Raw genomic sequence first — 25,580 nt, forward strand, 5'->3', positions numbered from 1 at the left:
ATGAAACGGTTTTATATATTTTTTCTAGTTTTTCTTGGTTTTATGCAAAGCAAACAAGCACAAACATCAATAAGCGATTTTAATTTTGAAAGTACCACAAATCCAGCTTTTACTTTAGTTGATGAAACTCCGACTGCCATTAACTCACCGGAAAACATTAAAAGTTTAGCGGTGTATGCTTACAACGGGTTTTCTAACGGAAACATAGCTTTAGAATCGAATCCGTATTGGATAATCCCGAATAAAAAAGATCGTTCTTATTATGATTATCGTGGCATAAAATTAAACAACAAAGGCGCATATTATATCAATCCGTTTAACGGTATTAAAACCAACTCTTCATTTTCGTTTGGCTACATTACAAAACAGTTTGATGGTTATGCTGAAGAAAAAAAAGTGGCTTCAGTTGGTGTTAGAACGGCGCTATTTCAATTTTATAATCAAAATAAAACAAAAGGTTTAGTTGATATTTTAGAACGAACGCGTGCACCGTATTCCAATGAAGCGCTGCAAAAATTTAATGGCACATTAGTATTTTTAAATTTAATTGTAACCAAATTTGACGCTGAAGAATATATTATAAACAACAAAATACCTCAAAATTTTATTGATGCTGCCAATAATTTTTTAGCTAATAATTCTGAATTTAATTCCAGTTATCCAGATGGTAAAAGTTTGGCAAATGCCTATTTTAAAGAAATTGCCGATAGAATAGTTAACTTTTACTATAACCCTAAAGATATAAAGCCCTTTTTACGAATTGATGCTGCTTTGGCCTATGGCATGCTTTTTAAAGATAATAACATCGCATCGAATGTAAATAGGTTTTCTAGTTGGTTAACCCTCGATTTTGCTATTAATTTGATAAAAAAGGAAAATTTACGCTCTAAAAATGCCAACTATTTACATGTTTACTGTATTGCCAAATATGTCGACGATGGTTTTATAGCAAACCAAGGTGTTTTTTGGGATTATGGCGGAAAAGTGGAACTTGAATTTCATAAATTAAAGTTCGCTTACGAGTATTTAAAACGCGATGGTTTTGGTAAGCAATACCGGTCTGTTGGAAATATAAATTACCAAGTTTTTAAAAAAGTAAGTTTAACAGGTGCTTTTGGTAAAGATTTTCCTGAAGACAATAATTTAATTACGCTTTTAGGGGTGAATTGGGATTTAGATTTTAAAGGGCTTTTTTAAAACGATAAATTATTCAATATCACCACCGCCAACTTTTACGCTAAAAGGCTCGCACCAGTAGAGTAAATAGGTGTAATCGGTTAAGTTTACATTTTCTATAATGTAGTTGTGTGCGCCACTAAAAACTTCAACTGGGCCAAGAGATAAAGCATTAGTAACCGAATTGGCATCGTTAGTTAAATACACATACAAACCAGGCAACTCGGTTGAAGCTACATAGTTTTCGTTTAGAGTAAGCAATAAATTGTTAGTGTTTTCAATGCTAGAAAGTGTAAAACTTCCCATTAATTCGTAGTCGCTAGTTGTTGCAACAACGCCCGATTTAGAGCTGCCAATAGGTGTTTCTTCAGTATCAATTTCTTCAGTATTACAGGCGAAAAAACTAAAGAATAAGCAAGTGAAAATAAAAATTCTAGACATCCGTTATGTGTTTTTAAAAATAGTCGGTTATAAACTCACATGCTTACTTTTAAAGTTTAATTAGTGAGTGTAGCGTTATAAAAAACCTGTTGTAATTTAGGGCGAATGTTTAAATTATAAATATTTCGATGGCTTCGCGATGGATAAACACGATTAGATAAAAATATAAAAACCAATTCTGCTTTTGGGTCTGCCCAAATAAAAGTGCCCGTAAAACCAGAATGACCAAAGCTTTCCGGACTAACCTGTGGCGCAGGATAAGCCTTTGTAATGTTTAATGTGTCGTTGCCAATTAATGGTTTATCGAAACCTAAACCGCGGCGGTTATTGTTTTCTGGATATTGAATTTTTGTAAATTCCCTTACAGTTGCAGGTTTAAAAATAGTGTTGCCATTAAAAGTTCCGAAATTTGTTAGCATTTGCATGTATTTTGCCAAATCGGTTGCAGTGCCAAATAAGCCGGCATTTCCCGAAATACCACCAAGTAAAGCGGCATTTTCGTCGTGAACCCAACCGTGAGTTAGTGTTTTTCTAAAAACCGAATCGTTCTCGGTAGGAACAATGGTGTTTTTAAAGTTTTTTGTTTTAGGAAGGTAACCTAAAGTTTCGCAGCCTAAAGGTTTGTAAAATTGTTTTTGAAGATAATCGGTGTAATTTTCACCTGTAATATTTTCAATAATTTCAGGATAAATTAATGACGCTAAACCCGAGTATTTATAAGTTTTATCATTACTAACCTTGGAGCGATTTATGTTTCGAAATACTTTGTTTTTAAAACGATTTTTCACATAAATGCCTTCGTATATTTGGTTTGAAAATCGTTTACTAGCTTCAGTTTTAATAAATCGTTTTTTAAGCTTACCATTTTTAACAACACGACTTAAAAATACAATATAAGGTTGCATTCCCGATTGATGCGCTAAAAGTTCGCGCAACGTGATGTGTTTTTTGGTTTTTTTATGTTTCCAAGCGTTCCAGTAATTATTAAAAGGCGCATCTAAATCCAGCTTACCTTCTTCGTAAAGTTTCATTAGAGCGGGCAGCGGCCCCACAATTTTAGTAACCGAAGCTAAATCGTAAATATCGTTTAAACTTACTTTATTAATACTATCGTAAGTGTGATAACCATAAGCTTCATGAAAAATAATTTGTCCTTGTTTAGCCACTAATAGTTGAGCGCCAGGAAAAGCCTGCTCTTTAATGGCTAATTGCATAATAGAATCGACTTGCGTGTTAATGTAATCACCGTTTAAGCCAACCGATTCTGGGTTTGTATAAGGCATTTGCGCGCAAGCCCATTGGCAAAAAACTAAAAAAACAACGAATTGAATAGCAGATTTTATCATTAAACAATATTTACAAAAAAGCACTATCTACAGGTTCCCAAAGTTCAATTTTGTTGCCATCGTTATCTAAAATATAGCCAAATTTACCGTATTCGTATTCTTCAATGTCGCCAACAACGGTTACGCCTTCTTCTTTTAAAACCTTTAATATTTCGTGTAAATTTTCTACACGATAATTAAACATAAAGTCTTTTTTCGATGGTTCGTAGTATTTTGTGTCTTCCGGAAACGGGCTCCATTGCGTCGAGCATTTATTGCCGGCTTCGTCTTTCCACCAAAAGGTGCAGCCATAATCGTCGGTATCAAAGCCCAGGTGTTTTTTGTACCAATCTTTAGTGGCATTAGGATCTTTGGTTTTAAAAAATAGCCCACCTATTCCTGTTACTCGTTTTTTCATGAATTATAATATTTAAAGTTACGCTTTCGCGGAAATGTAATACGACATGTTAAACATGCTGATCGATTAAAATAGTATTCCCGTCAGGGTCTTTAAGTACAATGCTTGCAGGTCCGGTTGAAGCTTCATCAGCTTCGTTAATTAGGGAAACACCATTGTTTTTTAAATGGTTTTGAATGCTACGAACATCATCGAAATCGGGTAAAGTTTGAGCATTTTCGTCCCAACCAGGGTTGAAGGTTAAAATATTTTCTTCGAACATGCCTTGAAACAAACCAATTAAAGCATTGCCATTTTTCATGATGAGATAATTTTTATCTAAATCGCCAGCAAAAACCGAAAACCCTAAGGTTTCATAAAATTGTTTTGAAGCTTTAATGTCTTTTACACTCAAGCTTGTTGAAAATGCGCCTAGTTTCATAATATTTGCGTTTAGTTACTTTTTAATTGCGGTTTCGTAAATGGAAATCCATTTTTCAACAGTCAGTTTTTGACAAAGTTCTGCAATAAGCTCAAACGGAATTTGATCTACTTTTTTAAACCGGATACAGCTTTTTTCCATATCGAGTTTTAATTTAGAGTGCTTGGGGTATTCGGCAACAAACCAATCGTAAATTTCGGCAACAGCATAAATACCCATATGATATAAATTTACAGAGTTTTTCTGTGAAGCAAAACTCATAAAAGGCAAAGGTTCTTCAGGTTTACAATGGTAACCATCGGGATAAATGCTGTGTGGCACAAAATACCCAATCATGCTGTATTGCATGCCTTCTTTAAAACCATCCGGAAGGTTTTTATTTATAACCTCTCGCAATTTATTTAAGGCTTCGTGCCTATTTTCTGGTGTTTGTTTTATATAGTCTTCTGGCGAGTTGGCTTTATATTGCATGGTGTTAGCTTTAGAAACCTAAAGTTAACAAAATTTCGCTTTAATTTTATCTACAATAGTTTGGGCTAGTTTTTCTTTGCTTTCTACAGTCCAACCAGCAACATGCGGTGTTAATAACACATTTTTAGCATCGATTAAATACTGAAACGCTTCTGGCATTTCCACGGCGCCCGATGTGTCGTCTTGTTTAAAAAGGTTCTCGAACGATGCTTTTTCGTATTCTAAAACATCTAAACCTGCGCCTAATATTTTACCAGATTTTAAAGCGGCAACTAAATCTTTTGTTACCACACTTTTACCTCGCGCCGTGTTTATTAACCAAAACGGTTTTATAAAGCCGTTTATAAAATCGGCATTAATCATGTTTAAAGTAAGTGGTGTTTGTGGCGTGTGTAAACTTACCACGTCTACTTTTTCTTGAAATTCCTTAAGCGATACTTGTTTGGCATTTTCGTTACCAACACCTTCTTTAATATCGTAACACAACACCTCGACATCGAAACCGCGTAGTTTTTTAGAAAAGGCATTTCCCATATTGCCATAACCAATTAGTCCAACGGTTCTGCCATCGAGTTCTATACCTCGGTTGGCTTCGCGAAGCCATTTGCCACTTCTAACTTCTGCATCGGCCTGGTTTAGTTTATTAAAAAGCGATAACAGCATGCCTAAGCTATGTTCGCCAACGGCGTTACGGTTGCCTTCTGGAGCAGATATTAAATGAATGCCTTTGGTTTCGGCATAATCGCAGTCTATGTTTTCTAAACCGGCACCAACACGACCAATAAATTTTAAATTAGTGGCGGCATCGAGAAATTGTTTATCGATAGTGAAACGACTACGGATAACAATACCATCGTAGTTTGAAATTTTTGCTTCAATAACTTCTTTTGAAGCTGTAAAATCGGTGTGGTTTGTAAATCCTAAATCGTTTAACTGATTTATTAATAACTCGTGGTTAGAATCTAGGTGAAGTATTTTCATGTAAAAAAGCTAATCTAAATCTTCTTATTGGGAAGATGTTTTCATATTTACCCAAAAGTAATTTGTTTATTGAGTTGATGCAAGCTAATGTTGGGTAAATTGTATTGTTAATAGTGTGTTATGGATAAACACTATTTATTTTATAGCAAAATATCATTAAAACATGCTTTACTTTGTAACAAAAAATATAAAAATAACCCTTTATTTTGTTACAAAAAAGTATATTTGTGTCTAAATTACTAAAACAAGTGTAAGATTGAATTTTAAGAGACATATAAGTATACACTTAGAAGATTGGAAGGTTTCCAGCAATAGAAAACCCTTAGTGTTAAGAGGTGCAAGACAGGTTGGTAAAACCACTTTAATAAAAGAATTTTCTAAGGGATATAAGCATAGCATTTTATTAAATCTTGAAAAATTTAAGGATGTTAGGTTTTTTGAAGACTATGAGGATATACACACAATTAAGGAGGCTTTGTTTTTTGAACATAATATTTCGAGTAGTGAAATTAATAATACCTTAGTATTTATTGACGAAATCCAGGAGTCTCCAAAAGCAATTCAATTATTGCGTTATTTTTATGAAGAATTACCCGATTTGCATGTCATTGCAGCAGGTTCGTTGCTAGAGTTTGCAATACAACAGGTAAAAAGCTTTCCAGTAGGAAGGATAGAATACTTATATCTATACCCATTAAATTTTTCGGAGTTTTTATTAGCTCTAAATAAACAACAGGCTTTCGATGAGTTGAATCAAATTCCTGTAAAAGAATTTGCGCATAAAACCCTTATAAATTTGTTTAACACTTATGTAATTATAGGCGGTATGCCCGAAATAGTACAAACGTATATTGTAAATAATAGCATTTCTGATTTACCAAAAGTGTATGAAAGTATATGGACAAGCTATAAAAATGATGTTGAAAAATACACTTCGAATAATACAGAACGTAGCGTAATTAAACACATTATGGATGTTACGCATTTATATGTTGACCAACGTATAAAATTTCAAAACTTTGGAAATTCTAATTATCGTTCACGTGAGGTAAGTGAAGCGTTTAAGAATTTAGATGCGGCAAAAGTTATTCAGTTAATTTACCCTACAACAAATCTGGAAGTGCCAATTATGCCAGATATTAAAAAATCGCCTCGATTACAGTTTTTAGATACAGGACTTATCAATCACGATCTAAAAATTCAAGCTGATTTATTAGCGCTTAACGATCTAAGTAAGGCTTATAAGGGAGCAATTATTCCACATATAATTACTCAAGAAATATTGTCGTTAAACACTATTAGTACATCGAAACCTAATTTCTGGGTTCGAGAAAAGGCACAAGCATCATCTGAAGTTGATTTAGCAATTCAATATAAAGACAAAATTATTCCTGTCGAAATAAAATCTGGAGCAACGGGTGCTTTAAAATCGTTACATGAATTTATAGAGCGAACAAATCATAATTATGCTATTCGCATGTATGCTGGAGCGTTTAAAATAGAAACGCATGAAACACCAAAACAAAAGAAACCATATAAGCTTATGAATCTTCCTTATTATTTAGGGACAAAACTACCAGAATATATTGCTTACTTTACAAAGCACTATTAAAAAATAGCACAACCGAAAATTTATAAAAAGAATACGACTTTAAACAAACTCACCTGCGTTAGGGGTTGCAGCGGCATCCTTTTTTAGAGGCACGAGAAAAAAGATATAGCGCAAAGCCCGACCCCGAAGTTTCGGGGGTAACGCCCAAAATATTTTTTTGAAATGCTGAAACTAGTTAAGCATGATAAATAAATTCCAATAAAAATTTAGATTCCTAGTATGAGTTTGGCTATTGAAAAGTAAATTAAAATGCCAAAAATATCGTTACTGGTGGTTATAAATGGCCCTGTAGCAATGGCTGGATCGATACCGCGTTTGTCGAGAAATAAGGGTACAAATGTACCTATTAAACCTGCTACAATTATTACCACAACTAATGAGGTTGACACGGCTAATGCGGTGTTGGCTTCGCCTTGTGCTATCCAAACGAATACGAATAAAAATAGGGCGAGAATTAGTCCGTTTAGGGCTGCGAGTAGCATTTCTTTTAACAGACGACTGTTTATGCTACCTTTTACATCGTCGTTTGCCAGACCTTGAACAATTATGGCGCTAGATTGTACGCCTACGTTTCCGGCCATCGCAGCAATTAACGGTGTAAAGAAAAATAACACGGTGTATTTGCTAAAGGCTTCGTGGAACCCTTCCATGATTAAAAAAGCGCCCACACCACCAACTAAACCAAGGAATAACCATGGTAAACGGGCTTTGGTGAGTTGTATGATACTATCATCGGCTTCGACATCGCTGGTTATACCTGCGGCCATTTGGTAATCTTTGTCGGCTTCTTCTTTTAAAACATCAACAATATCGTCAATGGTTATGCGGCCTAAAAGTACTTTGTTGTCGTCGCTTTCAATTACCGGAATGGCTTCTAAATCGTACTTTGCCATAATTCTGGCTACTTCTTCGGCGTCTTCGTTTACGTTTACATAATCGACATTAGATATATAAATATCGGCAATTTTTTGTTCGCTTTTAGCTACTATTAAATCTTTTAAAGAGAGACGACCAATTAAACGGTCTTTTTTATCGACTACGTAAATGGAATGTACACGTTTAACATCTTTAGCTTGCCCGCGAATTCGGCGTAAACAACCGGCTACAGTCCAGGTTTCGTAAACTTTTACAAGCTCTTTTGCCATGAGTCCTCCGGCAACATCGTCGTCGTAGGTTAATAGCTCGGTAATTTCGGCTTTGTGTGCCTCGTCTTCTATTTGGTCTATTACAGCTTGTTGGCGTTCTTCGGGTAATTCGGCAATAATATCGGCAGCATCATCGGTGTCGAGCTCTTCAACTTCTTCGGCAATTTCTTTTGCTGATAGGTTTTTTAATACTTTTTCTCGATTGTCTTCATCGAGTTCCATTAAAATATCGGCGGTGGTTTCAGAATCTAGAAGTTTTATAACGTACATGGCTTGTTCTAGATTTAATTCGTCTAGAATTTCGGCAATGTCGGCGTAATGAAACTCGTCCATAACACTTTTAAGTTCCTTATCGTTTTGGGTTTCGATAAGTAACTCCACTTGCTCTAAAAGCGTATCTGTTAATTGAAATTGGCTATTTTCTTTTTCTTCTGACATGAGATTTCACCGTGTTTTGAAATTTCCTGATGCATAATTTTTGAAACCTATGCATCGTTTGAAATTCTATGAAACTTTTTTAATTCTGGTCGTTATCAATAAGTTGCGTAAGTTCTAAAAACTGTTCTACGCTTAATTGTTCTGGCCGCTGCCCAAAGATAGTATTTGCTTTTAAATTATCGGACAGATTGAATGTTTTTAAACTATTACGAAGTGTTTTTCGGCGTTGCTGAAATGCGGTTTTTACCACCCTAAAAAACAATTTTTCGTCGCATGGTAATTGGTAGTTTTCTTTGCGCTTTAAAATAAGCACGCCAGAATCGACCTTTGGTGGCGGGTTAAATACGTTTGGTGGCACAGTAAACAAGTATTCGGCATCGTAAAAAGCTTGTGTTAAAACCGATAAAATACCGTAAACTTTACTGCCTTCTTTTGAGCAAATACGTTGTGCCACTTCTTTTTGAAACATTCCAGAGAATTCTGGAATTTGATCGCGCATTTCTAAGGTTTTAAATACAATTTGGCTAGATATGTTATACGGAAAGTTTCCTATTATGGCCAAAGGTTCGTTATTAAAAACCTCGTTTAAATTGTACTTTAAAAAGTCTTTTTCTATTATTCGTGGTGCTAAATTTAGGTAGTTGTTTTGTAGGTAATCTACAGATTCGCTATCTATTTCTATAACGTAAGTGTTACAGGGTTTTTTAAGTAAGTATTTGGTAAGTACACCCATTCCTGGGCCTATTTCTAACACATTTTTATAGCCTTGTAGCGAAAGTGTATTGGCTATTTTTTCGGCGACCGTTTCATCGTTTAAAAAATGTTGTCCTAAATGTTTTTTTGCTTTTACCTGATGATTGTTGGAGTTTTTTACCACGAATAGATGCCTTTTAGGAAACAAAGATACAAAACCCTTCAGGATTGCTTTTTACTAAAGGGTTTTTAAATTTTTAATACAACAGTTTTACAACATCCTTAGCAAAATAACTTGTTATAATATCGGCTCCAGCACGTTTAAACGCCATTGTAGTTTCTAACATAATTTGGTCGTGGTTTAACCAACCTTTTTCGGCCGCAGCTTTAATCATAGCATATTCGCCAGAAACTTGGTATACAGCAACAGGAACATCGACTTCGTTTTTAATATCTCGAAGAATATCTAAATATGAAATACCAGGTTTTACCATTACAATATCGGCGCCTTCTTCAATATCAATTAAAGTTTCACGAATCGCTTCTATTCTGTTACCAAAATCCATTTGGTAGGTTTTTTTATCTTTTGGTACATCAACTAAATCAACAGGAGCAGAATCTAGAGCATCACGAAACGGACCGTAAAAAGATGATGCATATTTAGCGGTGTAAGCCATAATGCCTGTGTTTATAAAGCCTTCTTGCTCTAATAACTCGCGAATTTTTAAAGTTCGCCCATCGTTCATATCGCTTGGTGCCACAAAATCGGCTCCAGCTTGAGCGTGGGTTAAGGCCATTTTTGCTAAAACTTCTGCCGATTCGTCGTTAATTATCATGCCGTTTTGTACAATGCCATCGTGACCAACTGAAGAGTAAGGGTCTAGAGCAATATCGGTCATTACCAACATATCTGGACAGGCATTTTTTACGGCTTTAACCGCGCGTTGCATTAAACCATTTGGGTTTAAGGCTTCGGTGCCTTTATTGTCTTTTAAATTGTCTGGAACTTTTGCAAAAAGTAATACGGCTTTTAGACCTAAACTCCATAATTCTTTAACTTCTTTTTCTAATAAATCTAAACTATAACGAAAGTAATTGGGCATTGATGCAATTTCGTCTTTTACACCTTTACCTTCAACTACAAAAAGTGGTACTAAAAAATCGTTAGGCGTTATAACAGTTTCTCGAACTAAACTGCGAATAGCCTCGTTTGTTCTTAATCTTCTATTTCTTCGTAATGGGTACATAGTTTTATCTGTGAAGTTGTTTTTAAAGTTTTCTATTAATAAATACAAAGTTAATTATTAAAACTTAGTTTTATTTATCTGGATTATTTGGGTTTATTATTTACTCAAACCTAAATAATACCATTTGTTATTTTCTTTTACAAAAGCCGATTTTTCGTGAATTACATCTACTTTTCCGTTTTCGTAAAAATAAGCTTTAAAAGTTACGGTGCCTTCGGTGTCGTTTTCTGTTCCTTTTGTTGTTTCTAGAACATCTAGTTTAATCCATTCTACAGATTTTGCCCATTTTACAATGGCTTTCTTCTCTTTAATTGGTCTGGTTGAGGCGTGATGACTCTGCATTAAATAATCGCCATTAGCAGTAACAAAAGCTGAATATCTAGAACGCATAAGCTGTTCGGCAGTTTCTGCTTTCTCTATGTTTTTGTGTGCTTGTTCGCAGCAGTTGGCGTAAGTTTTTGGTTGTCCGCAGTAGCAATTCATATTTAATAATTAAACCCAGTTTACAGGATTTTGTAATACTTTAATTAATTTTTCTTCTTCGCTGCCTGCTTCTGGTTGATGATTGTAAACCCATTGTACATGAGGAGGTAAACTCATTAAAATACTTTCTATTCGTCCGTTTGTTTTTAGCCCAAAAAGGGTGCCTTTATCGTGCACTAAATTAAATTCTACATAACGACCACGACGAATTTCTTGCCAATTTCTATTGGCTTCGGTATATGGTAAATCTTTACGTTTTTCAACAATAGGCACGTAAGCCTCTAAGAAACTATTGCCTACTTCGGTCACAAAATTATACCAATCTTGCATATTCATAATGTCGGTTGCTTTGCAATAATCGAAAAACAAGCCGCCAATACCACGACCTTCATTGCGGTGTGCGTTATAAAAATATTCGTCGCAACGGGCTTTGTATTTTGGGTAAAACTCAGGATTATGTTGGTCGCAAGCGGTTTTACAAGTTTTATGAAAGTGTTTAGCGTCTTCTTCAAATAAATAATAAGGTGTTAAATCTTGGCCACCACCAAACCATTGGTCAACTATATTTCCTACTTTATCATACATTTCGAAGTAACGCCAATTTGCGTGTACAGTGGGCACCATGGGGTTTTTGGGGTGTAGTACTAAACTTAATCCGCAGGCAAAAAAATCGGCATCTTCAACGCCAAAATATTTCTGCATAGAGTCGGGAAGTTTACCATGAACACCAGAAATATTTACACCGCCTTTTTCAAAAACGTTGCCGTTTTCTATAACTCGTGTTCGACCACCGCCACCTTCAGGTCGTTTCCAAATATCTTCTTGAAATTTGGCTTTACCATCAATAGCTTCTAAACTAGAGGTTATGGTATTTTGTAAATCTTGTATATATTGGTAAAATTTGTTTTTCATTGAAATTTTGTTTTCTGCACAAAAGGATTTATTTAATTAATATCAAATGTTGCCAGCAATATAGCTGACATATTCTTAATAAACTGACTTACTAAAATCGCTTTATTTTTTTCCACTCTTTTTTTGGCTTGTTTGCGGATAAAACACTGATTGTTAAAAACTTGTTGATAAGGTTTTGGATTACTCAGTAATCTTTTTACTTATATTTTATAATTTTATAGTATAAATGAATGAAATAAATATAACAATTATGACCAGAGCAATCACAGAAAAAAAGACAATCACTTTGCGTAGTGAAATAGTTGAAAGACTTGAGCGTATTGCGCAAGAAGAGAACCGTAACTTTTCCAACATGATGGAAACAGTAGCTATAAATTATCTAAAACAAAACGACAACTATGCGTTATAAAAAAGAACAAAGCCTTCCGTTTGGAGGGCTTTGTTTTATGAATGTTGACCCTGTGGCCAAGTGGTAAAGGCGTCCGCGTTGCAACCGGGAAGACGTCAGTTCGAATCTGACCAGGGTCTCAATCAAAGGAATGAAATCAAATTTCATTCCTTTTTTTTATTTTGTTGTTACAAATTAACTAAAATATTTGACTTCTAAGACAATCACAATGTTAAAAACGTTATATTTTAAGCATATATGTGTATTTCATAGATTTTTTTATTTATTTTCAACAAATAACACTTTTTTATAATTTTTTAGTTTTTCTTACGTCAGCAATTAGCCAAAGCTCTAAAAAAATAAAGGTTTCAGTATGTCAATGAACTTTTTGTGTGACTGAAAATACAGCTGGCAACAACGTGTATTTTTAACTGGTTTTTTCAGTCTTACTTATGAAATCGTTTCGGATTTTCTATTTCGGTTTTAATTGATATAACTCCATATTCAAGGGTTTTTCACCCGGAGGCGTGTATTCTTTTTCAAGTGTTTTTATCCAAGTAAATTTACAATTTTCTGCAACTTTAATACTTGTAATATTGGTGTGGTGTACAATAATTTGAAGGTTTTCTAACTTAAATTCTTGAAAAGCATATTGAGACAAGAATTTTATGGATTTTGAAATGATGCCTTTACTTTCAAAATTATAATCGATAGCATATGCAAATTCGCCTTGTTTTGTATTCCAGTTTAGAGCTTTTAAATAGATGAGACCAATTATTTTTTTAGAATTATTGGGTTTTAATGTGAATAGGAATTCTTTTTTTGCATTGTACTCTTTTACTTTTTTTGTTACAAAAAGTTGCGCTAAATCTGGTGTTAAATTTTGCTCTAGTGTTAATGGAAAATAGCGCTTTAATCTATCTTCGTTGGCTGCTACAAAATCGCAAATGCTCCAAGCATCTTTTTCAGAAATGGTATGTATTTCAAATAGCGTAGAATTATACAGCATGTTGCGGTTTGTTTTTCGATTTTAAAGTATTAATAGTTGTAACCGATGCTGCAGTTACAGAAAGCGGTAATACTAGAACAAAACCAAATATAGGAATTAGTAAAATGAGTAGGAATACAATACCGTTTCCGATGGCTATTCCGCGATTGTTTTTAACAAACTGAATGCTTTCTTGGTATTTAAAATGCCGTTCTAAAGTATAATCCATATTACCAAAACCGGCATAGTAGGCTTGCATTAAAAAGAGTAAAACGGTTGAAAAAATATTTACAACGGGAATAAATTTTAAAAGTAAAATAGGCATGGTAAATAGCAGTTCCTTTCCTAAGTTTCTAACATTTACTCGAATACCACGCCACAATTGTTCTTTAAAGGTGGTATTACGATGGTAATGCACTGTGTTGCCTGTAATGTGTGCTTCAATTTTTTCGGAAACGGGACTCATAAATGGTGCAGAAAGCGCCATAATAATGTGTTTAAACAAAATTAAGCCAATAACTACAATAATTAAACCGCCAATAAACGCGCTTATGGTTGTGAAGGTTTCGTGACCCCAATTCCAGATCCAGATTTTTGCAATAAAATGCCCAATATTATCCGAAAGCGTATAAGCTGAACCAAAAATAATAATAAAGGTTATAAAGCTTATTAACATGGGAATAGCAAAGTATTTCCAGAGTTTTAATTTTGAAATTAAGCCGAAAGCACCTGCATAACCTTTTAAACCTTGAAGTATATTTTTTATCATAACTTTTTTAATTAGTTATAGATCTGCGTTAGCGATTGAGGCATTTGTTGAAGCTCTTTTATTTACTATTAAAAGTAAATAAAAAGCGACTGCCGAAAGCGCGACCTATTTTTTATAACTATTAGTTTGTTATTTGCACTAAATGTTACTTAAAAAATAGGTAACGCCCAATTTATTTTAGGCTTTATAGTTTTTTACAGCATCTATAAAGGCTTTGGCATTTTCTAGAGGAATATCTGGTAAAATACCGTGCCCGAGATTTACAATGTATTTGTCTTTACCAAATTGGTTAATCATTTCTGTAACCATTTCTTTTATTTTTTCTGGTGAAGAATACAATCGTGTTGGATCGAAATTACCTTGAAGTGTAATGTTCCCGCCGGTTAAATAGCGTGCATTTTTTGGAGAACAAGTCCAGTCTACACCAAGGGCAGAAGCTCCAGATTTTGCCATAACATCTAATGCAAACCAACAGCCTTTACCAAAGGCAATTACTGGTGTTTCATCTTTTAAAGCATCGATTATTTGCTGTATGTATTGCCAAGAAAATTCTTGATAATCGGTTGGTGACAGCATACCGCCCCAAGAATCGAATACTTGTACGGCGTTACAACCAGCTTTTACTTTTTGTTTTAAATAGGCAATGGTTGTGTCGGTAATTTTTTGCAGCATTTGGTGTGCCGCAACAGGGTTTGTAAAGCAGAATTTTTTGGCTTTATCGAAATTTTTACTGCCTTGACCTTGCACGCAATAGCAAAGAATTGTCCAAGGTGAACCTGCAAAACCTATTAACGGTATTTCGTTGTTTAGCTTTTCTTTAGTGGCTTTTATTGCTTTGTAAACGTAGTCTAACTCTACTGTAACATCTGGTACAACTACGTTGTCTACATCTTTTTGTGTACGAATTGGGTTTGGTAAAAACGGGCCAAAATTGGGTTTCATTTGCACCTCAATATTCATGGCTTGCGGAATTACCAAAATATCGCTGAATAAAATAGCGGCATCCATACCGTAACGACGAATAGGTTGAACGGTAATTTCACTAGCAAGTTCTGGGGTTTGGCAACGTGTAAAGAAATCGTATTTCGCTTTAATTTCCATGAATTCTGGTAGATAGCGACCTGCTTGACGCATCATCCATACGGGTGGACGTTCTACGGTTTCTCCTTTTAATGCTCTTAAAAATAAATCGTTTTTAATCATGTTAGTTTTTGGCTTTTGGCTCTTAGCGGTTGGCTAAAAAGCATTAACTATTTTTTATTTTGCTTATTAAGCTATTTATCATTCTTGCTTCTTTTTGAATTAAAGTAAAACTATTTTCAAGTTCATTTTCTTTTAGGAATTTTAATTCTTTAGCAATAATTAATTGTGTTTCTACTTCAAATAAAGAACCGATTGCAATTTCTAAAAATCGTTTAAATTCAATCTCACTATTTCTACTACAACCTTCTGCTATATTCGATGGAACAGAAACTGCGGCTCTTGTAAGTTGACTTTTTAAACCAAACTTTTCTTCGGAAGGTAATTTGTTAGATAATTGATAGACTTGTTTTACAAGTTCGATTCCGTTCTTTCATATGTCTAGTTTTTTAAAATCTCTCATTTTATTAACTATTTACCTTTAGCTGTTGGTTATAGTGCGTAGTTGTGCCAAAAGCCAAAAACTAATAGCTAAGAGCTACAACACAAAGTGGTTGTTCACCAACTCGATAACGCTTTCTACGGTTGGTACTTTGGCTATTTTTACTTCTTTAAAATGTTTTCGAGCTTCTTTTGCGGTGGTTTCACCTATGCAAAACGCTGTAATGTCGTTATCGTTTTTTTGCTTGTAACTTTGTACAGTCGATGGGCTAAAAAACAGCACACTGTTTACAGATTTTGGAAGCTCTACAGCATCGAATTTGGTTTGGTAAGCTTCAACTTCGTTTACTTTAATATTATTGTTTTCTAAAATATTTGGTAAATCGTCGAGCCTTAAATTGCTACAAAAGTAAGTGACTTCGGTGCCTTCAATATATTCAACTAAATGTTCGGCTAAAGCTTTTGCGTTTTTTTCGGAGTGCTTTACTTTGCCAATTTTGTTTTCAATTAAGCGTTTTGTGCGACGACCAACACAATAAATATTTTTGAATTGTAACTCGGGTGCCGAAAAGTTGGTTAGCAAAGCATCAACAGCGTTTTTACTTGTAATTATTACGTTTTCAATTTCGTTTTTTATTACATGTTTTAAAATGCGGTTGGGGTTAGTTTTTATAAAATCTGAACTTTCTGCTTTTATAGCATCACTAAAAAGTAAACGTTGGTCTTCGGTTAAGGATTTTGTTGAATAAACGTTGGTTTGCTTGCCTTCGTTTTTAATATCGTCCATTAAACGTTTACCACCGCGTTCTATAATATAATTTGAAGCGTATGTTGCAATATCGTGGTGTTTACCTAGTTTTTCAACGCGTGTTACTTCTATTTTTTTGCTTCCGTCTTTACTTAAAAGAATACCTTTAAACGAAACTTCTTCATTTTTAATTTTTGCTAAAGCACCTATTGGAGCAGTACAACCGCCTTCTAATTTGTTTAAAAAGTCACGCTCTATGGTTGTGCAAATTTCGGTTTCTTCGTCGTTAAGTTGTTTGCAAGCTTCAACTGCAAAGTCGTTATCGGCTAGAGCTGCAATCATTATGGCGCCTTGTGCGGGCGCAGGAATCATCCAATCTAAATTTATGGCTTCGGTTGGTCTTATTCCAATTCGGCCAATACCTGCAGCGGCAAAAATAGCACCATTCCAATCGTTGTTTTGTAGTTTTTCGAGTCTTGAGTTTACATTTCCTCGTAAATCTACAACGTTGTGGGTTGGATAGCGGTTTAGCCATTGTGCGCGCCTGCGTAAACTTCCGGTAGCGATAGTTGCATTTTTAGCTCCTAAAAACTCTTCGTTATCTTTAAAAACCAATGTATCGTTAACATTGCCACGTTTTAAAACAGCGACTTGTTTTACGCCTTTTGGTAAAATGGTTGGTACATCTTTTAGAGAATGCACCGCAATATCTATATCTTTATTTAATAAAGCAATATCTAGAGTTTTGGTAAAAATACCAGTAATTCCAAGCTCGTAAAGTGGCTTGTCGAGTACAATATCGCCTGTAGATTTTACAGGAACTAGCTCGCTTTTATAACCTAAGTGTTCGAGTTGTTGTTGTACAGTTTTGGCCTGCCATAACGCTAATTCGCTATCGCGGGTACCTATTTTTATAATTTTAGACATTTTTTGTGGAAGGCTCTAGTTGAAACACTTTTTTAATTAGTTCTAAACTGTCGTTTGTAGAAATATTATCATCTTTTAAATGATGCGCAAAGTGGTTTGTTATTTTTTGAATGATGTTATTACTAATTAATTCGGCTTGGGCTTCGTTAAAATCGGATAGTTTTTTACGTTGCACATCGAGTTCGGCAACGGCAAAATCGTTTAACTTGTGTTTTAAAGCTTTTATTGTTGGTGCAAATTTTCGGGTTTCTAACCAGGAGTTAAAATCTGCTTTAACATCTTCAATAATAGTTTCGGCTAAAGGAATATGTTTTTTTCTTGCTTCTAAAGTTTGATCTGTGATTTTCGATAAATGATCTAAATGAATTAAAGTCACATTATCCAGTTCTTTTACGTTTTCATCTACATTTTTAGGTATAGATAAATCGAGAATTAATAATGGCTTTTTACTCTGAATTAAATATTTATCGATAGTTGGGCGTTGTGCACCAGTGGCCACAATTAAAATGTCCGATTTGCTTAATTCTTCTTGTAAATTGGCATAATCTTTAACTACTAAATTAAATTTACCAGCAATTGCTTCGGCTTTAGTTTTGGTACGATTAATTAATGTAATATGCTCGTTCTTAGTGTGTTTTACAAGGTTTTCACAGGTGTTTCTTCCTATTTTTCCAGTTCCAAAAAGTAAAATGTTTTTGTTAGGAATATCTGCAACAGTATTAAAAATATATTGAACCGATGCAAACGAAACCGATGTTGCACCAGACGAAATTCCAGTTTCATTTTTAATACGTTTACTGGCTTGAATGATTGCATTTACTAAACGCTCTGAAAATGGGTTGAGTAAGTCGTGCTTTCTAGATAATCGTGCAGAGATTTTTAACTGACTAATAATTTCAAAATCTCCTAGAATTTGGCTGTCTAAACCAGAACCTACCCGAAACATGTGCGAAATAGCTTCTTGGTTTTTATAAATGTATGCTACTTCTCTAAACTCTTCAACTGTACCTCGGGTGTTGTTACAAAGTAATTCAATAAGTTGGTAAGGGTGTTGTGCAAAACCGTAAATTTCAGTACGGTTACAAGTAGAAATAACAATTAGGCTATCAATAGTATTAGCTTTAGCTTGTTTTAATAATTTTAGTTTAGCCTCATCGTCTAAGCTAAAATGTCCTCTTACTTCGGCATCGGCCTTTTTGTAACTTAAGCCAATAGCATAAAAGGAACTACTTTTCGAAATGTTATACTGCTGCATACTCAAACCTAAATTCTGGAAACAAAAATATAGTCTTACCTTAACAAAAAATAACGCTTAAAGAACTTTTAGTATCGTTAAGAGTTTTTTATGGTTAATTTACTTAAAACTGTGATAAATATCATATTTTTGTAGTAAATACAATGGTTTTGAATACAACTATTTAGAACAAATCTAAATAATACAATGATGAATAACACTCAAAGTCAAAAAAAAAATGTCGCTGTAAGAACTTTTGAAGAAACAAAAGTAGACGAAGGTTTTTTTGTGTTAACTTATAAAAATGATGAAAACCAAACGCAAAATATTGTAAAAGATATAGATAGCGATTATATACAATTTCATTTTTGTTTAAAAGGAAGTAGTAAGTTTGTTTTTAATCAAGGACGCTATGCGTTAAATATTTTGGCAGAAAATGCATTACTACTTTATAACCCACAGCGCGATTTACCAATAAATTTAGAAGCCGATCCCAATTCTTGGATTGTTTCGGTATTAATTTCAATAAAAAAATTTCACGGTTTATTTTCTCAAGAAGCGGGTTATATTACTTTTTTAAGTGAAGAAAATATAGATAAAAAGTATTATAAAGACGGAGTAATTTCACCATCAATGGCAATTGTTTTAAATCAGTTAATCAACTATAATTTAAATCAGAGCATTAAAAATTTGTACTTTAAAGCTAAAGCATACGAATTACTAAGTCTATATTTTAATAGAAGTGAAGATGCTGATGTAGAACAGTGTCCGTTTTTAGTTGATGAAACTAATGTTATTAAAATTAGAAAAGCAAAAGATATAATTATCGCAAGAATGGCAGAACCACCTAGTTTGCAAGAATTAGCAGATGAAATAGGATTAACTTTAAAAAAGTTAAAAGAAGGATTTAAACAAATTTATGGCGATTCTGTATTTAGTTTTTTATTCGACTATAAAATGGAAGTGGCGCGTAAATTACTTGAAGCCGGAAATGATAATGTAAACGAAGTTGGCCTAAAAGTTGGATATAGTACGGCAAGTCATTTTATTGCAGCCTTTAAAAAGAAGTATGGAACAACTCCAAAAAAATATGTAACCTCTTTAAATTAGTATGTTATGAAATTTTTAACCCCAGAAATTGAAGCATTAGCCAACGAATCAAACAGAAAATCGTTAGTAAAACAAGGTGTATCTTGTGGTATTTTTCAGGATACCGAAAACAAAAACGAACGCCAAAAATATTACTACGAGCAAAAAATAGAACAACAAAATAAATAAAACATGAAACAATTTTTATTATTAATCTTAATAGGTTTTACCTCTTTATCGTATGCCGGCGATAAGGTTTTAGTATTTAGTAAAACCGATGGTTATAGGCATAAATCTATAGAAGTAGGAGCAGAAGCAATTAAGAAACTTGGTAGTGAAAACCAGTTTGAAGTTTTCCACACCGAAGATGCGAGTTTGTTTACCTATAAAAATTTAAAGGAATACCAACTTGTTATATTTTTAAACACCACCAAAAATGTTTTAAATGAAAGCCAAGAACAAGCTTTTAAAAAATACATTAATAAAGGTGGTAGCTTTTTAGGTGTTCATGCAGCTACCGATACCGAATTTAATTGGCCTTGGTATAATAAATTGGTTGGCGCTTACTTTTTAAGTCACCCAAAACAATGCGAAGCTACTATGCATGTTCAAGATGGTGAACATGAGGCAACCAAACATTTAAATGAAACTTGGGTAAAGCACGACGAATGGTATAATTTTAAAAACATTAGCGATGCTATTAATGTGGTTTTAACAGTTGATGAAGACTCTTACGAAGGTGGAGAAAACGGCGATTTTCACCCCATAGCATGGTACCAAGAGTTTGATGGAGGTCGCATGTTTTATACGGCATTAGGGCATACTAAAGAATCGTATACTAATCCTAAATTTTTAAATCATTTACTTGGAGGTATTATTTATTGCTTAAATCGGAAATAAAATAATGTTGCGAACATTTTTTAGTTTAAAAATAATTGCAGTTTTGAGTTTAACCTTAAGTTTACATAATTTAGAGGCACAAACAATACATGTATTAACTTATATAGAAAATAATACCGCCGTATTTGAAACCGAGGTTTTTCAATTGTATTCTAACAAACTTAAAAACCAATCTGAAGCTATAAAAAATCAGCTTCAAATTTCGCATTTAAAAGCTAAGTATGCCGACCATAGTGGGTTTAGTAGCAGTTTTTTCAATTTGGTAAAATCAGAAAAAAAGGAAAATATCTTTAAGGCTGAAAAAGAAATACACTTTAAATTAGATTATATTATTGATGAAACAGGGGAAAATGTTTTAGCCTGTGCTATTTGTTTTCCAAAAGAACAAGTGTTTTTAAGCGCTTCAGAAATTCAGGCTGTTTTAGAAGAAGCCATGTTGCATAGATTTACGTACATAAATAAGCCAAAGGGCATAAGTAATTTTTATTTCACGGTAACATATTCATATAATACTTTGCTTTAAGGTTGTATAAAACATAAGATATTTGTAAAAAAAATAGATGAAAAAAGGAGTTTTACTTGTAAATTTAGGTTCACCGGATAGCCCAACACCAAAAGATGTTAAAAAGTACCTTGGTGAGTTTTTAATGGATGAGCGTGTTATAGACATTCCCACTATAGCCAGAGCAGCATTAGTTAAAGGTATTATTTTAAAAACCAGACCAAAACAATCTGCCGCAGCATATCAAAAAATTTGGTGGGACGAGGGCTCTCCTTTAATTGTTTTATCAGAAAGATTACAAAGTAAAGTGCAAAGAAAAGTTGATTTTCCTGTAGCATTGGCGATGCGTTACGGTAGTATGACTATTAAAAAAGGATTGCAAGAATTAGTAGACAAAGGTGTAAGCGAAGTGCTTTTGTTTCCTCTTTACCCACAATTTGCTATGGCGACTACTGAAACTATTACAGTTTTAACCGAAGAATTACGACATGCATATTTTCCGAATTTAAAAATAGAATCATTTCCTGCATTTTATAACAAAGAAGATTATATAGAGGTATTAGCCAATTCTATGAAAAAGCATTTAGAAGGGAAAAAATTTGATCACCTTTTGTTTTCTTATCACGGAGTTCCAGAACGACATATTCGAAAAAGCGATGTAACAAAATCGCATTGTAAAATAGATGGTAGTTGTTGTAAAAACGCTAGTAAAGCACACGAGTTTTGTTACAGACATCAATGTTTTGAAGTAACACGATTGGTGGGCGAAAAGTTAGAACTAGCAGAAGGCACGTTTTCAACATCATTTCAATCCAGATTAGGTTTCGATCCTTGGTTACAACCTTATACCGATAGAACTATAGAGCGTTTTGGCAAAAAAGGAGTAAAAAATATGGCAATAGCAACTCCAGCATTTGTTAGTGATTGTCTTGAAACCCTTGAAGAAATAGCTATGGAAGGCGAAGAAATATTTCATGAAATGGGCGGGGAAAATTTTACAACCATTCCGTGTTTGAATGACGATCAAGAATGGGTAGATTTACTCGCAAAATGGATAAATAATTGGGCAAAGGCCTAACCCGAAAAAACATAAATGCCAAAAATACAATCTGAAGATTTAGCAACATTACCAATAAATAAACTTTTAATAAGGCAAGCAGTTCCCGCCTCAATAGGCATATTGGTAATGTCGCTAAATATTCTGGTAGATACTATTTTTGTAGGACATTGGATAGGTTCCATAGCCATAGCAGCTATAAATGTAGTATTACCAGTATCTTTTTTTATTGCAGCTTTAGGTATGAGTATTGGCATTGGTGGCTCATCTATAATATCAAGAGCTTTAGGAGCAAATAATAAAGAAAAAGCTTTATTAACTTTTGGTAATCAAATAACACTAACCTTAATCTTAACACTAACCTTAGTAACACTAGGCTTATTTTTTATCGACAATATTATTCCAGCATTTGGAGGTAAAGGCGATATTTTTGCTCCAGCTAAAGTTTATTACAGAATAGTACTTTATGGAGTGCCCATATTGGCTTTAAGCATGATGGGTAACAACGTAAGTCGTGCAGAAGGGAAACCTAAGTTTGCTATGTATGCCATGATGTTGCCATCGGTAAGTAATTTAGTTCTAGATTATGCTTTTATAAATTTATTAGGTTGGGGAATGCAAGGCGCGGCATGGGCAACAACATTGTCCTATGGTTTTTCATTTTCATTTTTATTATGGTTTTTCTTGTCTAAGCACTCCGAGTTAAAAATAAATTTCAAGCATTTTACTTTAAATTTTGGTATAGTAAAAGAAATTACCTCTCTAGGTTTTGTAACTTTATCAAGGCAAGCTGTAGTGAGTATAACTTACTTGCTTATGAATAATATTTTGTTTAATCTCGGTGGTGCAAATTCAGTAACGGCCTATGCTATTGTTGGGCGTATGCTTATGTTTGCAATGTTTCCTGTTCTAGGGGTAACCCAAGGTTTTCTGCCTATAGCAGGGTTTAATTATGGTGCAAAAAATTATATACGAGTAAGGCATAGTATAAACATAGCAATAAAATATGCATCTGTTTTAGCAACCATAATTTTTATAGTATTAATGGCTTTGCCTGAATATATAACCAAGATGTTTACAACAGATATAGAGGTTATTAAGCAAACACCAAATGCTATGCGATGGGTGTTTGCGGCAACACCAATAATAGCCGTTCAACTAATAGGTGCGGCTTATTTTCAAGCTATTGGTAAAGCAAAACCAGCACTTTTATTAACGCTAACACGGCAAGGTTTTTTCTTTATTCCTTTAATTTTTATCTTGCCAAAGTTTTACGGCGAGTTTGGTGTTTGGGTATCGTTTCCAATAGCAGATGTGCTTTCAACATTAGTAACGGCATATTTTTTAAACCAAGAAATTCGAAGAGATTTAATAGCCAAAACAGAATAATTATGGAATATTATAACTACATAAAATCATTTCATTTAATTTTTGTAATTACATGGTTTGCAGGTTTGTTTTACATTCCACGTTTATTCGTTTATCAAATAGAAGCCAACCAAAAACCTTCGCCAGATAAAGAAATTTTAGGTAAGCAACTAAAACTTATGGCCAAACGCCTTTGGTTTATAATTACATGGCCATCTGCAATTTTAGCAACACTTTTTGCGGTTTGGTTGCTTATTATTATGCCACAATGGCTAGAACAACCCTGGATGCATGTTAAACTTGCATTCGTTTTTTTGCTCTTTATTTATCATTTAAAAACCCATCAATTTTACAAACAATTACAAACCGATACCTGTAAAAAAACCTCAAGTTTCATGCGAATTTGGAACGAGGGTGCCACCTTTATTTTATTCGCTGTTGTGTTTTTAGTAATTTTAAAAAGTGCTATAAATTGGGTTTGGGGTATTGTAGGTATATTAGTTTTAGGTGTTTTAATTATATTAGGCTTTAAATTGTATAAAAAAATCCGCGAAAAAAATTCAGAAGCCTAATTATAAATAGTAAAAAAATATTTTATGGCGTTACCACGCTTTAGGCGCGGTCGGGCTTTATATTATATCTTTTTCTCGTACCTCAAAAAAGGATGCCATTTCAATCCCTAACGCGGGCAGCAACACTACAAATTTACAGTAATATGTTTATGTTAAACAATATCGTTTATATAAGCTTTAACTAATTTTGGTGTAATTATTGCTATCTTTAAAACCAATAAAAGCTTTGCTGTTGAAATTAAAAAAATTATCCCTACGAACCCGAATATTTATAGCCATGATACTTTTAGTATTATTGGCATCTATATTAATTTCGGTAGTCGTTGTATATCAATATAAAGAGCAAAGTGAAGATTATCATACAGATCGATTAGAACGTAAAGAAGAAAATATTCGAACGCATATTACGAATGTTTTAAATGGAAGACAAAACACTTGGGAAATAAAAACTGAAAACATTCCATACATTTTTAAAGAAGAAGTTTACAGTATAGCGCACGTCCATAAACTTCAAATAAATTTGTACGATTTAGATGGGAGTTTACTTATATCATCCAAAGCAAATTTAAAACCCAATGAAGAAGATAAGTGCATTAATGCAGAAATTTTAAATGCTATTTCTCATGGTGTAGAGCATCGTTACGTAGATAAAAATGTAGAAAATGGAGAAACATTTCTTTCATCCTATACCTATATTAAAGATAAAAAATCGAATTCGTTAGCCATTCTAAATTTACCATATTTAGAAAGCGACGATTTCTTAAATATGGAGCTTAATGAGTTTTTAGAGCGTTTACGTTATGCGTTTTTTTTAATTCTGTTAATGGCTATTGGTATTGCGTTTTTGCTTTCTAAATTTATAACCAAATCATTAAAAACTATAAGCGATAAAATAAATGCAACACGTTTAGAGAAGCGTAACCAAAAAATTGAGGTAAGTGATACCAGTGAAGAAATTTCAACGTTAGTAACCTCATACAATAGTATGATAGACGATCTTGAAGAAAGTGCTATACAACTAGCAAAAAGTGAGCGTGAACAAGCCTGGAGAGAAATGGCAAAACAAGTGGCGCACGAAATAAAAAACCCGTTAACACCAATGCGATTAACGGTGCAAAACTTTCAGCGTAAGTTTAATCCAGAAGATCCCGAAATACAAACTAAAGTCGACGAGTACAGTAAAACACTCATACAACAAATCGATACCATGAGTTCTATAGCTTCGGCATTTTCTAACTTTGCAAAAATGCCAGCGCAACAAAACGAAACACTTAATGTGGTTAATATCGTAAAATTGGCCTTGGATATTTTTAACGAAAATTACATCGATTTTTCTGCCGAAGAAGACGAAATTATCGCCAAAGTAGACCGAACACAACTTATACGTGTCGTTACCAATTTGGTTAAAAATGCCATTCAAGCCATTCCAGATGAGGTTTCCGGACGCATAGAAGTAAATGTTTCTAAAACCGAAAATCAAGTATTAATTACGGTGGCCGATAATGGCTCGGGAATTTCCGAAGAGAATATCGATAAAGTGTTCGAGCCTAAGTTTACAACTAAAACCAGCGGAATGGGACTTGGTTTAGCCATGGTAAAAAATATTGTAGAAAACCATAACGGAACTATAAATTTTACAACCCAAAAAAATATTGGGACAACCTTTACAGTCATTTTTCCTAAAGAATAAAATT

Annotated in this window: 28 protein-coding genes and 1 tRNA gene; 12 read left to right on the forward strand and 17 right to left on the reverse strand. The window is 33.7% G+C overall.

The genetic code is table 11. From position 1 onward, the window contains the following. The gene (locus tag PW52_RS04105) at positions 1 to 1,197 is read left to right on the forward strand and encodes a hypothetical protein (protein ID WP_044631637.1); all 1,197 of its coding nucleotides are present in this window, start codon (positions 1 to 3) and stop codon (positions 1,195 to 1,197) included. Between the two features lie 9 nt (positions 1,198 to 1,206). On the opposite strand, the gene PW52_RS04110 is transcribed toward PW52_RS04105, so the two are convergent. From PW52_RS04110 to PW52_RS04135, 6 genes are read right to left on the reverse strand one after another with little or no spacing between them, the layout of a single operon-like run. After that, complete coding sequence (locus PW52_RS04110; RefSeq protein WP_044631638.1) at positions 1,207 to 1,617, reverse strand: DM13 domain-containing protein; 411 nt, start codon at positions 1,615 to 1,617, stop codon at positions 1,207 to 1,209. Positions 1,618 to 1,673: 56 nt separating this feature from the next. Then, complete coding sequence (locus tag PW52_RS04115) at positions 1,674 to 2,963, reverse strand: serine hydrolase domain-containing protein (protein ID WP_044631639.1); 1,290 nt, start codon at positions 2,961 to 2,963, stop codon at positions 1,674 to 1,676. Between the two features lie 10 nt (positions 2,964 to 2,973). After that, positions 2,974 to 3,360 (reverse strand): VOC family protein, encoded by a 387-nt coding sequence (locus tag PW52_RS04120; RefSeq protein ID WP_044631640.1) that lies wholly within the window; start codon positions 3,358 to 3,360, stop codon positions 2,974 to 2,976. A 49-nt stretch (positions 3,361 to 3,409) separates the two neighbouring features. Beyond that, entirely contained in the window at positions 3,410 to 3,781 is a 372-nt protein-coding gene (locus tag PW52_RS04125; protein ID WP_044631641.1) for a VOC family protein, read from the reverse strand. A gap of 15 nt (positions 3,782 to 3,796) precedes the next feature. After that, positions 3,797 to 4,252: a DUF1801 domain-containing protein gene (locus PW52_RS04130; protein WP_044631642.1), complete on the reverse strand. Its 456-nt coding sequence runs from the start codon at positions 4,250 to 4,252 to the stop codon at positions 3,797 to 3,799. Positions 4,253 to 4,276: 24 nt separating this feature from the next. Beyond that, positions 4,277 to 5,233, reverse strand: coding sequence for a 2-hydroxyacid dehydrogenase (locus tag PW52_RS04135; RefSeq protein ID WP_044631643.1), 957 nt, complete (start codon positions 5,231 to 5,233; stop codon positions 4,277 to 4,279). A gap of 256 nt (positions 5,234 to 5,489) precedes the next feature. On the opposite strand from PW52_RS04135, the gene PW52_RS04140 reads away from it, so the two are divergent. Then, positions 5,490 to 6,845: an ATP-binding protein gene (locus PW52_RS04140; protein ID WP_044631644.1), complete on the forward strand. Its 1,356-nt coding sequence runs from the start codon at positions 5,490 to 5,492 to the stop codon at positions 6,843 to 6,845. 206 nt (positions 6,846 to 7,051) lie between these two features. Here PW52_RS04140 and mgtE read toward each other — a convergent pair whose 3' ends face one another. The 5 genes from mgtE to hemF form a co-directional block, all read right to left on the reverse strand. Continuing rightward, entirely contained in the window at positions 7,052 to 8,428 is a 1,377-nt protein-coding gene (gene mgtE, locus PW52_RS04145; RefSeq protein WP_044631645.1) for a magnesium transporter, read from the reverse strand. Positions 8,429 to 8,507: 79 nt separating this feature from the next. Next, on the reverse strand, positions 8,508 to 9,305 hold the full coding sequence (gene rsmA, locus PW52_RS04150) for a 16S rRNA (adenine(1518)-N(6)/adenine(1519)-N(6))-dimethyltransferase RsmA (RefSeq protein ID WP_044631646.1): 798 nt from the start codon (positions 9,303 to 9,305) through the stop codon (positions 8,508 to 8,510). 73 nt (positions 9,306 to 9,378) lie between these two features. Beyond that, complete coding sequence (hemB, locus tag PW52_RS04155; RefSeq protein ID WP_044631647.1) at positions 9,379 to 10,368, reverse strand: porphobilinogen synthase; 990 nt, start codon at positions 10,366 to 10,368, stop codon at positions 9,379 to 9,381. Between the two features lie 96 nt (positions 10,369 to 10,464). Next, a complete protein-coding gene (locus tag PW52_RS04160; RefSeq protein WP_044631648.1) occupies positions 10,465 to 10,851 on the reverse strand; it encodes a YchJ family protein in 387 nt (128 codons plus the stop codon). A 9-nt stretch (positions 10,852 to 10,860) separates the two neighbouring features. Beyond that, positions 10,861 to 11,763, reverse strand: coding sequence for an oxygen-dependent coproporphyrinogen oxidase (hemF, locus tag PW52_RS04165; protein WP_044631649.1), 903 nt, complete (start codon positions 11,761 to 11,763; stop codon positions 10,861 to 10,863). A 250-nt stretch (positions 11,764 to 12,013) separates the two neighbouring features. Here hemF and PW52_RS04170 point away from each other — a divergent pair, with 250 nt between their 5' ends. After that, positions 12,014 to 12,172, forward strand: coding sequence for a ribbon-helix-helix protein, CopG family (locus PW52_RS04170; RefSeq protein ID WP_131453968.1), 159 nt, complete (start codon positions 12,014 to 12,016; stop codon positions 12,170 to 12,172). A 46-nt stretch (positions 12,173 to 12,218) separates the two neighbouring features. Continuing rightward, positions 12,219 to 12,291, forward strand: a tRNA-Ala gene (locus PW52_RS04175). 332 nt (positions 12,292 to 12,623) lie between these two features. On the opposite strand, the gene PW52_RS04180 is transcribed toward PW52_RS04175, so the two are convergent. The 6 genes from PW52_RS04180 to hemA all read right to left on the reverse strand — a co-directional run bounded on the left by PW52_RS04180 (position 12,624) and on the right by hemA (position 18,419). Continuing rightward, entirely contained in the window at positions 12,624 to 13,160 is a 537-nt protein-coding gene (locus PW52_RS04180; RefSeq protein WP_044631651.1) for a GNAT family N-acetyltransferase, read from the reverse strand. Then, entirely contained in the window at positions 13,150 to 13,908 is a 759-nt protein-coding gene (locus PW52_RS04185; protein ID WP_044631652.1) for an EI24 domain-containing protein, read from the reverse strand. The genes PW52_RS04180 and PW52_RS04185 overlap by 11 nt, the downstream gene beginning before the upstream one ends. A gap of 177 nt (positions 13,909 to 14,085) precedes the next feature. After that, positions 14,086 to 15,111: a uroporphyrinogen decarboxylase gene (hemE, locus tag PW52_RS04190; RefSeq protein ID WP_044631653.1), complete on the reverse strand. Its 1,026-nt coding sequence runs from the start codon at positions 15,109 to 15,111 to the stop codon at positions 14,086 to 14,088. Positions 15,112 to 15,154: 43 nt separating this feature from the next. Then, entirely contained in the window at positions 15,155 to 15,472 is a 318-nt protein-coding gene (locus tag PW52_RS17330) for a four helix bundle protein (RefSeq protein WP_240475147.1), read from the reverse strand. Positions 15,473 to 15,586: 114 nt separating this feature from the next. Continuing rightward, positions 15,587 to 17,164: a hydroxymethylbilane synthase gene (gene hemC / locus PW52_RS04195; protein WP_044631654.1), complete on the reverse strand. Its 1,578-nt coding sequence runs from the start codon at positions 17,162 to 17,164 to the stop codon at positions 15,587 to 15,589. Beyond that, positions 17,157 to 18,419, reverse strand: coding sequence for a glutamyl-tRNA reductase (hemA, locus tag PW52_RS04200; RefSeq protein ID WP_044631655.1), 1,263 nt, complete (start codon positions 18,417 to 18,419; stop codon positions 17,157 to 17,159). The genes hemC and hemA overlap by 8 nt, the downstream gene beginning before the upstream one ends. Before the next feature lie 189 nt (positions 18,420 to 18,608). Between hemA and PW52_RS04205 the strand changes: the two genes are divergently transcribed. The 8 genes from PW52_RS04205 to PW52_RS04235 all read left to right on the forward strand — a co-directional run bounded on the left by PW52_RS04205 (position 18,609) and on the right by PW52_RS04235 (position 25,576). Beyond that, entirely contained in the window at positions 18,609 to 19,508 is a 900-nt protein-coding gene (locus tag PW52_RS04205) for a helix-turn-helix transcriptional regulator (protein ID WP_044631704.1), read from the forward strand. 6 nt (positions 19,509 to 19,514) lie between these two features. Beyond that, entirely contained in the window at positions 19,515 to 19,676 is a 162-nt protein-coding gene (locus PW52_RS17510; RefSeq protein WP_165586753.1) for a hypothetical protein, read from the forward strand. A 3-nt stretch (positions 19,677 to 19,679) separates the two neighbouring features. Further along, the gene (locus PW52_RS04210) at positions 19,680 to 20,387 is read left to right on the forward strand and encodes a ThuA domain-containing protein (protein WP_044631656.1); all 708 of its coding nucleotides are present in this window, start codon (positions 19,680 to 19,682) and stop codon (positions 20,385 to 20,387) included. A 43-nt stretch (positions 20,388 to 20,430) separates the two neighbouring features. Then, positions 20,431 to 20,910, forward strand: coding sequence for a hypothetical protein (locus PW52_RS04215; RefSeq protein WP_131453969.1), 480 nt, complete (start codon positions 20,431 to 20,433; stop codon positions 20,908 to 20,910). A 37-nt stretch (positions 20,911 to 20,947) separates the two neighbouring features. After that, positions 20,948 to 21,967 carry a ferrochelatase gene (gene hemH / locus PW52_RS04220; RefSeq protein WP_044631658.1) on the forward strand — a complete coding sequence of 340 codons (1,020 nt, stop codon included), beginning with the start codon at positions 20,948 to 20,950 and terminating at the stop codon, positions 21,965 to 21,967. 15 nt (positions 21,968 to 21,982) lie between these two features. Beyond that, on the forward strand, positions 21,983 to 23,335 hold the full coding sequence (locus PW52_RS04225; RefSeq protein ID WP_044631659.1) for an MATE family efflux transporter: 1,353 nt from the start codon (positions 21,983 to 21,985) through the stop codon (positions 23,333 to 23,335). A 2-nt stretch (positions 23,336 to 23,337) separates the two neighbouring features. Continuing rightward, the gene (locus PW52_RS04230; RefSeq protein WP_044631660.1) at positions 23,338 to 23,886 is read left to right on the forward strand and encodes a CopD family protein; all 549 of its coding nucleotides are present in this window, start codon (positions 23,338 to 23,340) and stop codon (positions 23,884 to 23,886) included. Between the two features lie 277 nt (positions 23,887 to 24,163). Next, positions 24,164 to 25,576, forward strand: a complete 1,413-nt coding sequence (locus PW52_RS04235) for a sensor histidine kinase (RefSeq protein ID WP_044631661.1) — start codon at positions 24,164 to 24,166, stop codon at positions 25,574 to 25,576. The last annotated feature ends 4 nt before the right edge of the window (positions 25,577 to 25,580 follow it).

This window comes from Neotamlana sedimentorum (genome assembly GCF_000943565.1).
Classification (GTDB): Bacteria; Bacteroidota; Bacteroidia; order Flavobacteriales; family Flavobacteriaceae; genus Neotamlana; species Neotamlana sedimentorum.

Coding starts and splice junctions, on each gene's coding strand:
- PW52_RS04130 (WP_044631642.1), bottom strand. CDS start 4,252: ATGCAATATAAAGCCAACTCGCCAGAAGACTATATAAAACAAACACCA.
- PW52_RS04160 (WP_044631648.1), bottom strand. CDS start 10,851: ATGAATTGCTACTGCGGACAACCAAAAACTTACGCCAACTGCTGCGAA.
- hemC (WP_044631654.1), bottom strand. CDS start 17,164: ATGTCTAAAATTATAAAAATAGGTACCCGCGATAGCGAATTAGCGTTA.
- hemF (WP_044631649.1), bottom strand. CDS start 11,763: ATGAAAAACAAATTTTACCAATATATACAAGATTTACAAAATACCATA.
- PW52_RS04225 (WP_044631659.1), top strand. CDS start 21,983: ATGCCAAAAATACAATCTGAAGATTTAGCAACATTACCAATAAATAAA.
- PW52_RS04185 (WP_044631652.1), bottom strand. CDS start 13,908: ATGATAAAAAATATACTTCAAGGTTTAAAAGGTTATGCAGGTGCTTTC.
- PW52_RS04180 (WP_044631651.1), bottom strand. CDS start 13,160: ATGCTGTATAATTCTACGCTATTTGAAATACATACCATTTCTGAAAAA.
- PW52_RS04120 (WP_044631640.1), bottom strand. CDS start 3,360: ATGAAAAAACGAGTAACAGGAATAGGTGGGCTATTTTTTAAAACCAAA.
- PW52_RS04205 (WP_044631704.1), top strand. CDS start 18,609: ATGAATAACACTCAAAGTCAAAAAAAAAATGTCGCTGTAAGAACTTTT.
- hemE (WP_044631653.1), bottom strand. CDS start 15,111: ATGATTAAAAACGATTTATTTTTAAGAGCATTAAAAGGAGAAACCGTA.
- PW52_RS04115 (WP_044631639.1), bottom strand. CDS start 2,963: ATGATAAAATCTGCTATTCAATTCGTTGTTTTTTTAGTTTTTTGCCAA.
- PW52_RS04105 (WP_044631637.1), top strand. CDS start 1: ATGAAACGGTTTTATATATTTTTTCTAGTTTTTCTTGGTTTTATGCAA.
- hemB (WP_044631647.1), bottom strand. CDS start 10,368: ATGTACCCATTACGAAGAAATAGAAGATTAAGAACAAACGAGGCTATT.
- PW52_RS04210 (WP_044631656.1), top strand. CDS start 19,680: ATGAAACAATTTTTATTATTAATCTTAATAGGTTTTACCTCTTTATCG.
- PW52_RS17510 (WP_165586753.1), top strand. CDS start 19,515: ATGAAATTTTTAACCCCAGAAATTGAAGCATTAGCCAACGAATCAAAC.
- hemH (WP_044631658.1), top strand. CDS start 20,948: ATGAAAAAAGGAGTTTTACTTGTAAATTTAGGTTCACCGGATAGCCCA.
- mgtE (WP_044631645.1), bottom strand. CDS start 8,428: ATGTCAGAAGAAAAAGAAAATAGCCAATTTCAATTAACAGATACGCTT.
- PW52_RS04125 (WP_044631641.1), bottom strand. CDS start 3,781: ATGAAACTAGGCGCATTTTCAACAAGCTTGAGTGTAAAAGACATTAAA.
- PW52_RS04230 (WP_044631660.1), top strand. CDS start 23,338: ATGGAATATTATAACTACATAAAATCATTTCATTTAATTTTTGTAATT.
- PW52_RS04135 (WP_044631643.1), bottom strand. CDS start 5,233: ATGAAAATACTTCACCTAGATTCTAACCACGAGTTATTAATAAATCAG.
- PW52_RS04110 (WP_044631638.1), bottom strand. CDS start 1,617: ATGTCTAGAATTTTTATTTTCACTTGCTTATTCTTTAGTTTTTTCGCC.
- hemA (WP_044631655.1), bottom strand. CDS start 18,419: ATGCAGCAGTATAACATTTCGAAAAGTAGTTCCTTTTATGCTATTGGC.
- PW52_RS04170 (WP_131453968.1), top strand. CDS start 12,014: ATGACCAGAGCAATCACAGAAAAAAAGACAATCACTTTGCGTAGTGAA.
- PW52_RS04235 (WP_044631661.1), top strand. CDS start 24,164: ATGATACTTTTAGTATTATTGGCATCTATATTAATTTCGGTAGTCGTT.